12 protein-coding genes and 1 pseudogene are annotated in these 15112 nt (G+C 57.9%); 9 read left to right on the plus strand and 4 right to left on the minus strand.

What is annotated here, in order from left to right:
- Positions 1 to 33 precede the first annotated feature (33 nt).
- Positions 34 to 1242 (minus strand): ornithine--oxo-acid transaminase, encoded by a 1209-nt coding sequence (gene rocD, locus AAAB35_RS10840; RefSeq protein WP_340668298.1) that lies wholly within the window; start codon positions 1240 to 1242, stop codon positions 34 to 36.
- A 24-nt stretch (positions 1243 to 1266) separates the two neighbouring features.
- Positions 1267 to 2256 (minus strand): arginase, encoded by a 990-nt coding sequence (gene rocF, locus AAAB35_RS10845; RefSeq protein WP_340668287.1) that lies wholly within the window; start codon positions 2254 to 2256, stop codon positions 1267 to 1269.
- Between the two features lie 170 nt (positions 2257 to 2426).
- On the opposite strand from rocF, the gene AAAB35_RS10850 reads away from it, so the two are divergent.
- From AAAB35_RS10850 to AAAB35_RS10875, 6 genes are all read left to right on the plus strand, one after another.
- Complete coding sequence (locus AAAB35_RS10850; protein ID WP_340668288.1) at positions 2427 to 2852, plus strand: Lrp/AsnC family transcriptional regulator; 426 nt, start codon at positions 2427 to 2429, stop codon at positions 2850 to 2852.
- A 27-nt stretch (positions 2853 to 2879) separates the two neighbouring features.
- Entirely contained in the window at positions 2880 to 4283 is a 1404-nt protein-coding gene (gene pabB, locus AAAB35_RS10855; protein WP_340668289.1) for an aminodeoxychorismate synthase component I, read from the plus strand.
- A complete protein-coding gene (locus AAAB35_RS10860; RefSeq protein ID WP_340668290.1) occupies positions 4280 to 4870 on the plus strand; it encodes an aminodeoxychorismate/anthranilate synthase component II in 591 nt (196 codons plus the stop codon). The genes pabB and AAAB35_RS10860 overlap by 4 nt, the downstream gene beginning before the upstream one ends.
- 158 nt (positions 4871 to 5028) lie before the next feature.
- Positions 5029 to 6477: an aldehyde dehydrogenase family protein gene (locus AAAB35_RS10865; protein ID WP_340668291.1), complete on the plus strand. Its 1449-nt coding sequence runs from the start codon at positions 5029 to 5031 to the stop codon at positions 6475 to 6477.
- Positions 6478 to 6593: 116 nt separating this feature from the next.
- Positions 6594 to 8006: a magnesium transporter gene (gene mgtE, locus AAAB35_RS10870; RefSeq protein ID WP_340668292.1), complete on the plus strand. Its 1413-nt coding sequence runs from the start codon at positions 6594 to 6596 to the stop codon at positions 8004 to 8006.
- A gap of 124 nt (positions 8007 to 8130) precedes the next feature.
- Positions 8131 to 8517, plus strand: coding sequence for a MerR family DNA-binding transcriptional regulator (locus tag AAAB35_RS10875; RefSeq protein ID WP_340668293.1), 387 nt, complete (start codon positions 8131 to 8133; stop codon positions 8515 to 8517).
- Between the two features lie 15 nt (positions 8518 to 8532).
- On the opposite strand, the gene AAAB35_RS10880 is transcribed toward AAAB35_RS10875, so the two are convergent.
- A complete protein-coding gene (locus AAAB35_RS10880) occupies positions 8533 to 9504 on the minus strand; it encodes a heparan-alpha-glucosaminide N-acetyltransferase (protein ID WP_340668294.1) in 972 nt (323 codons plus the stop codon).
- A gap of 221 nt (positions 9505 to 9725) precedes the next feature.
- Between AAAB35_RS10880 and AAAB35_RS10885 the strand changes: the two genes are divergently transcribed.
- Entirely contained in the window at positions 9726 to 10925 is a 1200-nt protein-coding gene (locus AAAB35_RS10885; protein WP_340668295.1) for an MFS transporter, read from the plus strand.
- Here the strand turns inward: AAAB35_RS10885 and AAAB35_RS10890 are convergent.
- Positions 10920 to 11639, minus strand: a complete 720-nt coding sequence (locus AAAB35_RS10890; protein WP_340668296.1) for a DUF599 family protein — start codon at positions 11637 to 11639, stop codon at positions 10920 to 10922. The genes AAAB35_RS10885 and AAAB35_RS10890 overlap by 6 nt on opposite strands.
- A 241-nt stretch (positions 11640 to 11880) precedes the next feature.
- On the opposite strand from AAAB35_RS10890, the gene AAAB35_RS10895 reads away from it, so the two are divergent.
- Together AAAB35_RS10895 and AAAB35_RS10900 are read left to right on the plus strand one after the other, a co-directional pair.
- Complete coding sequence (locus tag AAAB35_RS10895) at positions 11881 to 13281, plus strand: L-serine ammonia-lyase (protein WP_340668297.1); 1401 nt, start codon at positions 11881 to 11883, stop codon at positions 13279 to 13281.
- Between the two features lie 213 nt (positions 13282 to 13494).
- Positions 13495 to 14966: pseudogene (locus AAAB35_RS10900) on the plus strand (nucleobase:cation symporter-2 family protein); the annotation flags it as partial.
- Positions 14967 to 15112 lie beyond the last annotated feature (146 nt).

Here is a 15112-nt window from a genome sequence, read left to right on the forward strand (position 1 = left end):
GTGCGTGGCTAAGGCCACGCACCGCTCTTTCAATTAATTCATGCTGTTGAGAACAGCGTCGAACTGTTCAAGCGCCCAGTCGACTTGATCGCGCTTGATGACGAGTGGCGGCGCGATGCGGATCGTGTGGCCGTGGGTGTCCTTGGCCAGAATTCCACGTTCCTTCAATTCGTAGCAGAAGCGATTGGCGCCACCTGCTTCGGGATTAAGTTCGATCGCAAGCATCAAACCGCGCCCGCGCACTTCCCGCACGATGTTGCTGCGAATTCCCTTGAGTTGTTCGAGGAAATATTCACCCTCTTTGCGGGAATTCTCGATCATGTTCTCTTCGGTAAGAACGCGCAGCGCTGCGCGCGCGATTGCGCAGGCAAGCGGATTACCGCCAAACGTGCTGCCGTGCTGGCCGGGCTTCAGAACGCCCAGAACATCGCTGTTCGATAGAACGGCCGAAACTGGGTAAAAGCCCCCCGACAGTGCCTTGCCGATCAGCGTAACGTCCGCCTCAATGGCCTCATGCTCTTCAGCAAGCAATGCGCCCGTCCGGCCAAGACCCGTCTGGATCTCGTCGAGAATGAGCGTGACATTGTGGTCGGTGCATAATTCCCGGACCTTGGCGAAATAACCCTTCGGCGGGATGATGACGCCGGCTTCGCCCTGGATAGGCTCGACGAGAAAGCCCACAGTGTTCGGGGTGAGTGCGGCGGCAAAAGCGTCAATATCGCCGAAAGGCACGATCTTGAACCCCGGGGCGAAAGGACCGAAGTTGTCGCGAGCAGAGGGATCGGTGCTGAAACCAACGATTCCCATTGTACGGCCGTGGAAATTGTCCGAGCAGACAATGATCTCGGCGGCGTTTTCCGGCACGCCCTTAACCTCGTAACCCCACTTGCGCACGGCTTTGATCGCGGTTTCGACCGCTTCGGCGCCGCTGTTCATCGGCAGGATCTTGTGCGAACCGGTCAGGGCAGCGAGTTCTTCATAAAACAACGCTAACTGGTCGTTGCGGAAGGCGCGGGACGTCAGCGTCAGCTTCGACGCCTGCTCGGTCATGGCCTTCAGAATTTTCGGATGGCAATGGCCCTGGTTTACGGCCGAATAGGCGGACAGGCAGTCGAGGTAGCGGTTGCCCTCGATATCCCAGACGTAAACTCCTTCACCGCGCTCCAGCACCACGTCAAGCGGCTTATAGTTGTGCGCCCCGAGGCGAGATTCTGTTGAAATTAGATCAGCGGCTGTGTGCAGCAAATTATCCTCCTATTGCCGAAATCAAATGTTGAGAGCGCCGGCGCTCTGGTCGGCAAGATTGGGCTTGTCAAAGATTTGCCGGCCAAACAGGCTGGCAACGAGATCGACGAGAAGGAGCGCGCTTTTGCCACGCTCGTCGAGGAATGGATTGAGTTCGACGACGTCGAGCGAGCCGACGACACCCGAATCGTGCAGCAACTCCATGACGAGATGTGCTTCACGGAAGGTAGCGCCGCCCGGCACGGTGGTGCCGACGCCGGGAGCCAGCGACGGATCGATGAAGTCGACGTCGAAACTGACATGCAGGATGCCATTGGCTTTTTGCACACGCTCGATGATCCGGCGCATCAACTTGGCGACACCGAACTCATCGATGCGGCGCATGTCGACGACATCGATGCCGCGCTCGCGCAGCAGGACACGCTCGGTCGCGTCGATCGAGCGGATTCCAAAAAGGTGAAGGTTCTCCGGTTTGACAAAGCCACGTGGTTCGTCGCCGAGAACACCTTCGAGACCTGGCTCGCCGCACAAGAGCGCAGCCGACATGCCGTGCATATTGCCGGAAGGTGATGTGGCCGGCGTGTTGAAATCAGTATGGGCATCGAGCCAAAGCACGAAAAGTTCACGGTTGTGCTCCTGACAGTAGCGGGCAACGCCGCTTACCGAGCCCATCGATAGACTATGATCGCCGCCAAGAATGATGGGGAAGGTGCCCCTGGTCATTGCATCATAGGTTTCGGCGCTTAGCATACGTGACCAGGCGGCGATCCTTTCGACGTGGTGGGCGAGACCGTCGACGGCCGGAACCACAGGTAAAACCTGCGGCAAACGCAAATCGCCACGATCTTCGACGGGATGCCCGAACTCCTCGAGCGTCCGAACAAGGCCGGCTGTGCGCAGGGCGGCGGGTCCCATCAAGGCGCCGAGGCGACCCGAGCCTTCCTCGATCGGGGCGCCGACGATCGTCAGCTTCTGCTTGTGCGTGTCCTCAAAATTGCCATGCATGTTCATAAACAACCGCCACTTTCGCGTTTGGATGGTCTCGTTTTGGATCGACAGAGAATATCATGTCCCGAACTGATTTTGGCATTTTGGCGCGGTGACAAAAAGACAGCATCTTGATAGAAATGCGTAAGGAATTGAGCATTTTGTTCAAACACTTTGCGCATAGTGAGAGTCGGATGGACGATGTAGACCGCAAATTGCTATCGCTGCTTCGCGATGATTGCCGCTTGCCCGTCTCATCGATGGCCACGATGCTCGGCATATCGCGGGCGACGGTACGCACACGCATCGACAAACTGACGACGGATGGCACCATTCAGGGCTTTACCGTCACGCTCAAGGCGGGCGCCGGCATTTACGGCGTCCGCGCCGTGGCGATGATCGAGGTTGCCGGGCAGGGCGCCGAGAAGGTGATCCGCCGTCTCCAGGGCTTTCCCGAGATTCGCGCGCTCCACACAACCAATGGACGGTGGGACATCGTTGCCGAGATCGAGGTGGAAACCTTGGAGGCATTCGATCGCACCTTGCGCGACATCCGTCATATTGACGGAATCACATCGACGGAGACAAGTATCCTTCTATCGACCCGCAAGAGCGGATAATCTCATAGGTTGAAAGGAGATCGGCGCTTGCACGTTCGTGAGATCCCATGGCTGGAGCCTGTCGATGCGGCAGAGCGGCTGAGGCCGCTTGGAGGCCTGAGCTTTCTCGACAGCGCGATGCATCACGAAAAGCTCGGGCGCTATTCCTACGTGGCGGCCGATCCATTCGGCAAATTGACCGTCGCTAACGGAGCGGTCAATTGGAACGGAAAAGCCATAAACGACGAGCCACTCCCGGCGATCGCGCGCTATATCGGGCGCTATTCCATGGATGTGCACGCTGGACTGCCGCCATTTCAGGGCGGGGCCATCGGCTATTTTTCCTACGAATTTGGACGATTACTCGAACGCTTGCCGGAGCCGGGAGCACCCCCACAAGGCGCGATGCCGGATGCCGCCTGGTATTTTTATGATGTTGTTCTAGCCTTCGATCATGCGGAAAAACGGGCTTGGCTTATTTCTTCAGGTTTTCCAGAGGTGGAAGGCGAAACGCGCCAAAGTCGCAGCCAGTCGCGTGCAACCTATTTTTTGAACGCTATCGATCGCGCCATGCCGCAACGAACCAGCGAAGGAGTGGAACAGCGCGTACCAAGAGCATCGTGGAAGTCCAATTTTGAGCGCCAAGCCTACATGCAAGCCGTCGCGCGGGTTGTTGAATACATTCTCGATGGGGATATTTTCCAGGCCAACATTGCTCAGCGCTTCACTGCCGACCTGCCGCGAGGTTTCGATCAGTGGCGATTCTACAAGGCGTTGCGCAAGCGCAATGCAGCGACCTTCGCGGCCTATCTCGACCATGGCGACATCGTCGTGGCCTCGAGTTCTCCCGAACGCTTCCTTGCCGCCCGCGGCGATCAGATCGAGACAAGGCCGATCAAGGGCACGGTCCCGCGAGCTGCGGACCCTAAAGAAGACAAGGCATTGGCGGACACTCTTCTCAAGTCGGAGAAGGATCGCGCCGAGAATTTGATGATCGTCGACCTTATGCGCAATGATCTCTCCCGCGTCTGCCGGCCGCATTCGGTGCTGACGCCGGTTCTGTGCGGGCTCGAAACCTATGCCAGCGTCCATCATCTCGTTTCTGTCGTGACTGGGCGACTGTCGGCGGACAAAGGCCTTATGGACTTAATTCGCGCGGCCTTTCCCGGTGGGTCGATTACCGGTGCGCCCAAGCTCAGGGCGATGGAAATTATCACCGAGATCGAACGTGAGGCGCGCGGCGTCTATTGCGGTTCGATTGGCTTCATCGGCTTTAATGGCAACTTCGACAGCAATATCGGCATACGCACCGTCGTGTTCCAGAACGGCAAGGCGGTGTTCCAGGCGGGTGGGGGCATTACGGCCTTGTCCGCCCCCGCGTCCGAATATCAGGAGACGCTCGACAAGGCGGCGCGCATCTTCACCGTGTTCGATGAGGGCGGTCTGGAATGATCCTTATCATCGACAATTACGATTCATTCGTCTTCACCGTGGCGCGTTATTTCACCGAGCTTGGCGTCGAAACGCGCGTCGTCCGCAACGACGCGATTTCCGTTTCCGATGTACAGCGACTGGACCCCGCGGCAATTGTGATGTCGCCCGGACCATGCGGACCGCGCGAAGCCGGCGAATCCATGCCTATCATAGAGGCGTTGAGCGGTACCATACCAATGCTCGGCATCTGCCTCGGCCACCAATGCATGGGCGAGGTATTTGGCGGCAGCGTCGTACGGGCGCGCGAGCCCATGCACGGGCGCGCCTCTGCGATCAACCACGACGGCCAAGGCATATTCAAAGGGTTGCCGAGCCCTTTTCGTGCAGGGCGATACCATTCCCTGATCGTTCAGGATATCAGAGAGGACAGCGATCTTCGTGTCACTGCGCGATCCGACATTGGTGAGGTGATGGGTCTTGCCCACGTGCATCACCCGACATTCGGCGTCCAGTTCCACCCCGAGTCTGTTCTCACGGAATATGGCCACGCGATGCTCGGAAACTTCCTGCGGCTTGCGCGTGCATTCAATCGCGAGGATAAATAGACATGAAGATGCGCGACGCGACGCTATTTTCGCCTCTTTGTTCGATATTCCTGTTGGCCGCGAGAGCGATCGTCCTTTACAAGGGCAACTGAATATCGCCGGCAATGGCCGACGGCAAACTCAACAGACCATCGTATTACACAGGCAGGAGACGGACCATGCTGCGCAAGACCGATTTCTATATAGATGGCAAGTGGATAGCTCCAGCGGTTAGCAAGGAGTTAGAAGTTATCAACCCGGCGGACGAACAGGCATTCGCCGTGATTTCCCTGGGTTCGGCCGCTGACGTCGACAAGGCCGTTTCCGCCGCGCGCAAGGCATTCGTCAAATGGAGTGTGACAAGCCGCGAAGAGCGTCTTGCCTGGCTGCAGCGCCTGCTTTCAGTTTACGAGGAACGCATTGCCGACATGGCCAAGGCTATTTCGTCGGAGATGGGCGCACCAATCAAGATGGCGCTCGATGAACAAGCCACCTCCGGCACCGCGCACATCAAGGCCTTCATCCGCGCTCTGAAGAACTTCGAATTCGAACGTCCGCTTGATGCGCATAACAAATCGTCGCGTATCGTTTACGAGCCGATTGGGGTCTGCGGCTTGATCACACCCTGGAACTGGCCGATGAACCAGGTCGTCCTGAAGGTGGTGCCAGCTCTTGCTGCCGGTTGTACGGTCATCCTCAAGCCTTCGGAGATTGCGCCGATATCGTCCGTCATCTTTGCGGAAATCATCGATGCATCGGGCCTCCCCGCCGGTGTCTTCAACCTCGTCAACGGCGACGGCCCCACCGTCGGCGAAGCCATGTCCCGTCATCCTGGTATCGATATGATGTCCTTTACCGGATCGACGCGCGCCGGCGTCGCCGTCACCAAGGCGGCTGCTGACACGGTCAAGCGGGTTTCGCTTGAACTCGGTGGCAAGTCCCCGAACATCGTCTTTGCCGATTCCGACGTCGAGGCGGCCGTGAAGCGTGGCGTGGCCCATGTCTTCAACAATACGGGCCAATCCTGCAATGCGCCGACGCGTATGCTCGTCGAGCGCTCGGTCTACGATACGGCAACGCAGGTTGCCGCCGAAACTGCAAAGGCCACCAAGGTCGGCGATCCGTCGCAGGATGGCGACCATATGGGTCCGCTCGTTTCCGAGTTGCAGTTCAACAAGGTGCAGGGCCTGATCGAACAGGGGATCAAGGAGGGCGCGCGCCTTATTGCCGGCGGCACCGGCCGTCCTGAAGGCTTCAATCGCGGCTACTATGTCCGCCCGACCGTCTTTGCCGACGTGAACAACGACATGACGATCGCGCGCGAAGAGATTTTCGGACCTGTACTCGCCATGATCCCGTTCGATACGGAAGAGGAGGCGGTCGAGATTGCCAACGATACACCGTACGGACTTGCTGCCTATCTTCAGTCGGGCGACCCTGAGCGAATCAAGCGCGTCTCGAAGCAGCTTCGGGCAGGCATGGTGCGTATCAATGGCGCATCCCACGCTGCTGACGCACCCTTCGGCGGCTACAAGCAGTCGGGAATTGGCCGCGAAGGTGGCCACTGGGGCCTCGAAGACTTCCTCGAAGTGAAAGCCATTAGTGGCTGGGAAGACACCGCTGCCTGAAAATAAGCGCAAAGCGTGTCCGCTTGTTTCCTTTGGACATGCTTTGCTCTAACTGACAATTGAGGGCGTTTGTCGCCTGTCGCGTTTGACTTGTCAGAAAAACGGGTGCGGACAGAATGGATGATCTAGAGACTTTACCGGAGGCCGCGCCCAACAATGATGAAGCCGACATCTACGGTGAGGACGGCGCGGTAAAGACATCCTATCTGGCCCGTGTGGGCGCTGCGATCGCGGATCGAGACGTCCTTTTCCTTCGTTCGCATGTCGGCAAGCTGCATCAGTCCGAACTCGGTCACGTTCTCGAAGCGCTTCATTCAGATCAACGCGCGGCCCTCGTCGAACTTCTGGGCGATGAATTCGACTTCGCCTCGCTGACGGAGGTCGACGAAGCGGTCCGTATGGAGATCGTCGATGCGCTGCCCAACGAGCAGATCGCAGAGGCTGTTCAGGAACTCGATTCCGACGATGCGGTCTACATTCTCGAAGATCTCGATCAGGAGGACCGCGACGAGATTCTGGCGCAGCTTCCGTTCACGGAACGCGTCAGGCTGCGCCGCTCACTCGGCTACCCCGAGGAGACGGCCGGCCGCCGCATGCAGACCGAGTTCGTCGCGGTTCCACCGTTCTGGACCGTCGGCCAAACCATCGACTACATGCGCGACAACGACGACCTGCCCGAGTCTTTTTCGCAGGTCTTCGTCATCGATCCGATGTTTCGTCTGCTCGGCGCCATCGACCTCGACCGCATCTTGCGAACGCGCCGCGACGTCAAGATCGAAGAGATCATGCACGAGACGCGCCATGCCATTCCGGCCACGATGGACCAGGAAGAGGCCGCGCAGATCTTCGAGCAATACGACCTGCTTTCGGCTGCGGTCGTTGACGAGAACGAACGCCTTGTCGGCGTCCTGACCATCGAAAACATCGTCGACGTTATTCAGGAAGAAGCGGAGGAGGACATTCTGCGCCTTGGCGGCGTTGGCGACGAAGAACTGTCGGACTCGGTCGTATCGACATCGCGTTCGCGCGTGCCCTGGCTGGTCATCAACCTTTTCACGGCAATCCTGTCAGCGTCGGTCATCGGGCTCTTCGATGCCACGATCCAGCAAATGGTGGCGCTGGCTGTTCTAATGCCGATTGTCGCGTCCATGGGTGGGAACGCCGGCACGCAGACCATGACGGTGACCGTTCGCGCACTCGCGACGCGCGATATGGATATCTATAATGCCGGACGCATCATTCGCCGTGAAGCTTCGGTTGGTCTGATCAACGGGGCAATCTTCGCCGTGTTGATCGGGCTCGTCGCCGGCCTGTGGTTCGGACACGCCAATCTTGGAGGTATCATTGCCGCGGCAATGGTCATCAACATGCTTGCTGCAGCTCTGGGTGGAATACTGATTCCCTTGCTTCTCCATCGTTTTGGCGCAGACCCCGCCATCGCGTCGGCCGTGTTTGTTACGACAGTGACTGATGTCGTCGGATTTTCATCATTCCTTGGACTTGCCACCTGGTGGTTTGGCTTTAAGTAACAGTAACTTTCTCCATACTGCACTAAAGTTCGCAACCCTACACAATCGTCCAATTGACTTTTACGTAATTGCATGGGCAAAACATTCAATCGATATAATGCGGGAACTGATAATAGTGTCGGGCATGCGCGAATTTTATTCCATCACCGAATTGACACGCGAGTTCGGCGTATCGACACGGACGCTTCGCTTCTACGAGGATGAGGGGCTGATCCATCCCATCAGACGGGGGCGCACGCGGCTCTTCCGGCCTTCGGATCGTCATCTCCTCAAGCAGATCCTGCGCGGCAAGCGGCTCGGGTTCTCGATCGCGGAAATTCATGAAATCGTCCAGATGTATCGCGAGCCTCCGGGCGAGATGGGACAATTGCACCTCTTGATGAAACGCGTTGAGGAAAAGCGCAACGATTTGCGCCAGAAGCGCCGGGATATCGAAGAGACCCTGACTGAGCTCGATCAGGTTGAAGAAGCCTGCATCGAGCGGCTCGCCGAACTCGGCGTTAACACCTAGCACGATATTGGCGGATCACTGCGGCATGTTTTGCTGGGTGCACAGTCCGGCAATTTCCTGCATCTCTGGGTCGGTCTGATCTCGTCTTCCAGCGAAAGCATCGTCGAAAACATCGCGCGCTTTGCTCTCGTCGACGACGCATGCGCAGAACTTCTCGCAAAACGCCGCTTCGTTGTCGATCGAGCAACTCTGTACGCAAGCATGACCGAAGATTTCCTCCGGTGATGCCACCGCCGGCGGAAAGAGATGTGAAATCAGGAATACGCAACTGATAAGCACCGGTTGGTGGATCAGATAAAAGGCGAGGCTATGCCTGCCGATGATCTGCAGCAACCGGTTGAGCCAGGCCGGGACAATGTTTCCGGCGAGCAGTTTCAATGTGTCCGTTTGCTGCATCAGCTTGCCGAGCGCCATGCCGGTCAGAACCGCGCCGAACCATGGGAAAATCGGCACAAAGTCATTGGAGCGGATCAGGATTTCCGAAAGCCCAAGCGGCCAAAGCAGGGGCGGATCGAATGACGGCGAAATAAGATAGTGCGGCGCGGCTATCACGCCTGCCGCTGCAATGGCGATAACGAGAACCGGAAGTCTCAGGAACAGTAGCCCAAGGACGCTGGCAGCCGCTATTTCATGAAGGATCCCGAAGAATACGAAACTCTCGGGCGTCATGTACCAGGTAACGAGTGTAATCGCCATTGCCGCGGCCACAACCTGCGCCAATCGCACCAGGAACGAGCGCCATCTTATTCCCCGACCATGGGCCAGGACCAGGCTGAAGCCGACGAGGACCAGGAACGTCGATGCAATGACCCGCGCATAGAGTTTCCACGCGCCTTGGCCCGTCGTACCTGGTTCCAGGTAGCCGAAGAATTCGAAGTCCCAAGCGGTGTGATAGGTCGCCATGGCGACAAGAGCGATGCCACGCAGTACGTCGAGCTTGCCAAGACGCGGTTTTGCGGGCGAAATCGAACTCTGCTTGTCGGCCATATAGTGAATGCTCGTGTATGGTGAGTACTATTGATTGCACGCTATGCGACATGGCCGGCAAAATCCATTGCCTTTCACATCATTGCGGTCAGCGATTTTTATTACTTATTTCAACGGTTTCCATGAAACGGACATATTATGTCGCTCCATCGACGGCCAGCAGCGACCCAAGATCTGAAACTTGCTGCGACGATCGAATCAATCCCTCCGAAGCCTCTCCGGTGATCAGCCAAGTCCGCCACCCCATCTGGATTACCACGGCCAAGCGCCCGACCGCGCGGGTCTTTGCGATCCTGTTCGGCGTCGAATCCATGGCGCGGGCGATTATCACCAGTGTTGTGCCCATTCAGACCTACGACCTGATGCAGAGCGAGCGCGGCGTCAGCATTCTCTATACCTGCATGTCGCTGTTCGGTCTCATCTCGACCCTGTCGATCCCCTTGTTGATCGTCCGCATCCCGCGCCGCTGGGTTTATACGGCCGGGGTGACGTCGCTGATCCTAGGTTGTCTCGCCTTCGCCCTCGACACGTTGCCGGGGCAGGCCGGAGGTTTGTTCCTTCGCACGTTCGGTGCGGGAACGCTCTCGATCACGCTTAGCCTTTACATCATGGATCACATCAAGAAGGGAGAGTTGGTCCGCGCCGAGTCGGTGCGGATGGCGACCGCGACGCTCGCCTGGACGGGCGGGCCATTCCTTGGCGTTTTCCTCTACACTCATGTGGGCATGGTTGCACCATTCCTGCTGTCGATCGCATTCTCGTTGTTGTTGTTGATGCTGTTCTGGTATTTCCGGCTCAGCGACAATCCTGCACTGCAAAGGGGGCCAAGCCGTCCGGCCAACCCCATAGCCAACGTGCGGCGCTTCGTCGTGCAGCCGCGCCTCCGCCTTGCATGGCTGATCGCATTTTCCCGCTCATGTTACTGGAGTACATTTTTTATCTACGGGCCAATCCTCATGGTGGCGACGGGGCAGGGAACGCTTGCCGGCGGTCTGCTCGTGTCACTCGGCAACCTATTTCTGTTCGGTTCCATTTTCTGGGGCAAGGTCGGCATGTCCAAGGGGCTCATGCGGACGATTTCGGCTGTTTTCATGCTGTTGGCCATTGCCCTGATCGGGGCGGGGCTCGCCGGTGAGAAATTCCCGATGATCGCCGCTATCATGTTGCTGGTTGGCGCCTTTTTCTGCGTCGCAATTGACACGCTCGGCTCTGCCACTTTCATTCGTGCCGTTCATCCGCACGAACGCGCGCAAATGACCGCCGTTTATCGAACCTACCTCGACTTTTCGGAGATACTTCCGGCCTTCACCTATTCGATTATCCTGTCATTCTTCCATCTCGGCGCGATCTTCATCGCGCTTGCCGGGCTTATGGTTTTCACGTCCTTCTTCGTCTGGCGCTATCTGCCGAGAAGCCTATAGGTCGCCATTGACGCTGTTTTGCATCAGGACATCGCGGGCGGTCGAGAAAAACTGCCGGCGCAAGAGGACGATCGCCACGAGCGTCGTGGTGACCATGAAAACCACTGGATGCAGGAACCATCCGAGGTAGCCGATCGAAAAGAAGATGCCCCGCAAGCCGCTGTTGAAGTGCTGCCCGGCTTGAATGTTTATCCCGGCAGCCCGGTTGACGCCGGCAACGACGAGCGGATCGTCGGGGCCCTTGTCGCGTGCCATGGGTACGCCGCCGATGAGGATCGAGCAGTAGTTGAACAGTCGATAGGACCAGGCGAACTTGAAGAAGGCATAGGCGAACAGGATTAGCAGGCCGAGAATTTTGGTTTCGAACAATTGCTGGGTGGTTTCATTCAGGAACGGTATCTCGTGGAAAAGCGTCAGGACGCGCCCCGATGAGTTCAAAAGGCCGAAACAGCCGCCAATGGCGAGGATCGATGTCGAAGCGAAGAAGCCGGTACCCTGCTGCAGCCCGATCATGATGCTCGTATCGATCATGCGCAGTTCGCGCGTTGCCATCGTCAGCATCCACTGACGCCGCGCCTCGTTCATTTCGTAGGTGAGCGATTTTCTGCCGGCAAATCCGTTGGCGGTGGTATAAGAATAAACCATCCAGACCACGAAGAAATAGACGAGTGCCACTGCGTCAAGCCAATAGGATGTGTTCTGCGCAGGTTCCATTTCGCTCCTCGACGACACGCGTTCGCAATTGCAAATGTACGGAAAATCCGGCGCTTGGCAAACCGGCTAAATCAATATTGAGGAGCCATTCGCATCGCTCAGTCTCGCCGTTTTCCTTTGACTTTTGCAATGGCGCGCCTATGTCGTAGAAACACAACGCGAGGTCGGAAGTTGGCTTTGGCGTTTGCCGGCAACCGGCCATTATCAATGGAAGCGATTCAGCTCGGGGTAAGGTAGCCGCATGTTCCTGTCGGTTTTCGATCTTTACAAAATCGGCATCGGTCCTTCGAGTTCTCACACGATGGGACCGATGACCGCGGGCGGGCTGTTTCTTGAAGAGCTCAAGAGCGGTCAGTGGCCGCGGCCAACTGGCGTGAAGGTTGACCATCTGCGCGTGCATCTGCATGGCTCACTCGCCTTCACAGGAATTGGCCATGCGACGGATCGGGCCGTCATCCTCGGCCTATGCGGTTTCTTGCCGGCGACCGTCGATCCAGACCAGATGGATGCTATGCTCGAAACGGTGAAGCGCACGAAACGCATTTCGCCAGCGGGTCATCCTTCGTACCGCTTCGATCCAGCCAACGATTTGATCATGGACCGGCGCACGCCACTCCCGGGACACGCAAACGGCATGGCTTTTGAAGCCTATGATGCCGATGGGCGGCTGCTCTTGCGCCGTATTTTCTATTCGATCGGCGGCGGCTTCGTCGTCACTGAGGAAGAACTGGAAGCAGCGAAGACGCGTTCCGCACCAAAAGCGGAATCGCCCGTCCCATTTCCCTTTACCAATGCTGCACAGATGCTGAGCATGGCCAAGGCGAGCGGCCTGTCGATTGCCGAGTTGAAGCGCCAGAACGAAGAGACCTTCATGAGCCGCGACGAGCTGAACGAAGGACTCGACCGCATCTGGTCGGCCATGCGCTCATGCATCGACCGCGGGCTCGCCCAGGAAGGTATCATGCCGGGTGGGCTCAAGGTCAAACGCCGGGCACGTTATCTGCACGATCGGTTGCAGGAAGAATGGCGGCAGAACCGGATCAACCCGCTGCTCGCCAATGATTGGCTCTCGGTCTACGCCATGGCCGTGAACGAGGAAAATGCAGCTGGCGGCCGGGTGGTGACTGCCCCGACGAATGGTGCAGCCGGCGTCGTGCCTGCGGTGCTGCGTTATTATCTCCATTTCCACGACGACGCCGATGCTGATGGGATTCGCGACTTCCTGCTCACCTCCGCTGCCATTGGCGGGGTGATCAAGCACAATGCCTCGATCTCCGGCGCTGAAGTCGGTTGTCAGGGCGAGGTGGGTTCGGCCTCCGCCATGGCGGCTGCCGGCCTTGCTGCTGTTCTGGGCGGCTCGCCGGAGCAGATCGAAAATGCTGCTGAGATAGCGCTAGAGCATCATCTTGGCATGACCTGCGACCCTGTGGCGGGTCTGGTGCAGGTTCCCTGCATCGAACGCAACGCGCTTGGCGCCGTCAAAGCGGTTACCGCGGCTTCATTGGCAGTCAAAGGTGACGGGACGCATTTCGTGCCGCTCGACGCCTGCATCGAAACGATGCGCCAGACGGGCGTCGACATGAATGAGCGCTACAAGGAAACCAGCCTTGGCGGTCTTGCCGTCAACGTGGTCGAGTGCTGACGTTTAGCACTGATTTTACTCACATCCATTTTTGACGTTGGGGCGCTTGCAGCGCCAGCCGACGTCATTCCGCCGTATGCAATAGGCGCGGATTTGTTGAAAACAGTTTCAGTAAATCGGGTACAGTCACATCTCGAAAAGGTTGTCATAGTCTTCGTCCCGCCTGGCGAGGAGGAAAGTGCCGGGCATCAAAGGTATTGGGAGGACTTTACCTTGGAAGCAAACACAATCGGACGGCCGTTGGATCACCGGCCAGAGGATCGGAATCTTGGTCTCGGTGCCAATCTTGCCTACGGCCTGCAACATGTTCTAACGATGTATGGTGGTATTATTGCCGTACCACTTATCGTCGGCCAGGCGGCCGGCCTCGCGCCCGACCAGATCGGGTTGTTGATCGCGGCCTCACTATTTGCCGGCGGCCTTGCGACCATACTGCAAACGATCGGTATCCCTTTCTTTGGATGTCAGCTGCCGTTGGTCCAGGGTGTCTCGTTTTCGGGCGTGGCGACCATGGTTGCAATTGTAAGCGGCGGTGGCGGAATGGATGCCGTGCTGGGCGCTGTCATGGCAGCATCCCTGGTGGGCTTGCTCATTACCCCCGTATTTTCGCGCATCACGCGATTCTTCCCGCCGCTCGTCACTGGGATCGTCATCACCACGATCGGGCTCACGCTGATGCCGGTCGCCGTGCGCTGGGCCATGGGCGGCAACAGCAACGCGCCAGAATTCGGCAGCGTCGCCAATGTCCAGCTTGCGGCGATCACGCTCGTCGTCGTCCTCTTGCTCAGCAAGCTCGGTAGCGCAACGATTTCTCGCCTTTCCATCCTGCTTGCCATCATCATCGGTACTGCCATTGCGCTTGCACTCGGCATGACCGACTTCTCCAAGGTTGCCGAAGGTCCGCTCGTAGCAATACCCACGCCGTTTCACTTCGGTGTTCCGACCTTTCACCTGGCGGCGATAATTTCGATGTTCATCGTTATCATGGTGACCCTTGTCGAGACCTCTGCCGACATTCTCGCGGTCGGCGAAATCATCGAAACCAAGGTCGATTCAAAACGTCTTGGCGAGGGTCTGCGAGCGGATATGCTTTCGAGCCTCATAGCACCGATCTTCGGATCATTTACGCAAAGCGCTTTCGCCCAGATGTCGGTCTGGTAGCCGTGACTGGCGTCAAGAGCCGCTTCGTGGTCGCAACCGGCGGTCTCGTATTGGTGACGCTTGGCCTCCTGCCAGTCATGGGCCGTGTCGTTGCCGCCGTGCCGAGCGCGGTGCTTGGTGGGGCGGGCATCGTGCTCTTCGGCACCGTTGCTGCGAGCGGGATCCGCACGCTATCCAAGGTCAATTATACCAATAATATGAACCTTGTCATTGTGGCGACCTCGATCGGCTTCGGCATGATCCCGATTGCCGCACCGAACTTTTACGATCACTTCCCCACCTGGTTTGCGACGATCTTCCACTCCGGCATCAGTTCGGCAGCCCTTATGGCGATCGTGCTCAACCTGGTCTTCAATCACCTGACTGCAGGCAACTCCGATCAGCAATCGGTGTTTGTCGCAGGCACGGAGAGAACGTTGCGTTATCAGGACATCGCGCAGTTGCACGACGGCGATTATTTCCTCAATGGCAAACTTTATGATGCCAATGGTGTCGAGGTGCCGGTCGTCTCCCCAGACAGTCACTCGGGGCCATCGAAGCGGCAGATCGGACCGACGCCGGCCGCGGTGGCCGGACGAAGTCACTAATTACGAATTAGGGCCGGGCGGAATGTCCGGCCTTTCTTTCTTGAGGCGGGGCATTGTGGAGAAGCCGACGGCAATAGTTGACG

Origin of the sequence: Phyllobacterium sp. (assembly GCF_037994425.1) — a bacterium.
Taxonomy (GTDB): domain Bacteria; phylum Pseudomonadota; class Alphaproteobacteria; order Rhizobiales; family Rhizobiaceae; genus Phyllobacterium.

What these genes read in the sequence shown, in the direction of transcription:
- AAAB35_RS10865 (WP_340668291.1), top strand. Translation starts at nt 5,029, where the DNA reads ATGCTGCGCAAGACCGATTTCTATATAGATGGCAAGTGGATAGCTCCA.
- AAAB35_RS10875 (WP_340668293.1), top strand. Translation starts at nt 8,131, where the DNA reads ATGCGCGAATTTTATTCCATCACCGAATTGACACGCGAGTTCGGCGTA.
- mgtE (WP_340668292.1), top strand. Translation starts at nt 6,594, where the DNA reads ATGGATGATCTAGAGACTTTACCGGAGGCCGCGCCCAACAATGATGAA.
- AAAB35_RS10850 (WP_340668288.1), top strand. Translation starts at nt 2,427, where the DNA reads ATGGACGATGTAGACCGCAAATTGCTATCGCTGCTTCGCGATGATTGC.
- AAAB35_RS10880 (WP_340668294.1), bottom strand. Translation starts at nt 9,504, where the DNA reads ATGGCCGACAAGCAGAGTTCGATTTCGCCCGCAAAACCGCGTCTTGGC.
- AAAB35_RS10895 (WP_340668297.1), top strand. Translation starts at nt 11,881, where the DNA reads ATGTTCCTGTCGGTTTTCGATCTTTACAAAATCGGCATCGGTCCTTCG.
- AAAB35_RS10860 (WP_340668290.1), top strand. Translation starts at nt 4,280, where the DNA reads ATGATCCTTATCATCGACAATTACGATTCATTCGTCTTCACCGTGGCG.
- AAAB35_RS10890 (WP_340668296.1), bottom strand. Translation starts at nt 11,639, where the DNA reads ATGGAACCTGCGCAGAACACATCCTATTGGCTTGACGCAGTGGCACTC.
- rocF (WP_340668287.1), bottom strand. Translation starts at nt 2,256, where the DNA reads ATGAACATGCATGGCAATTTTGAGGACACGCACAAGCAGAAGCTGACG.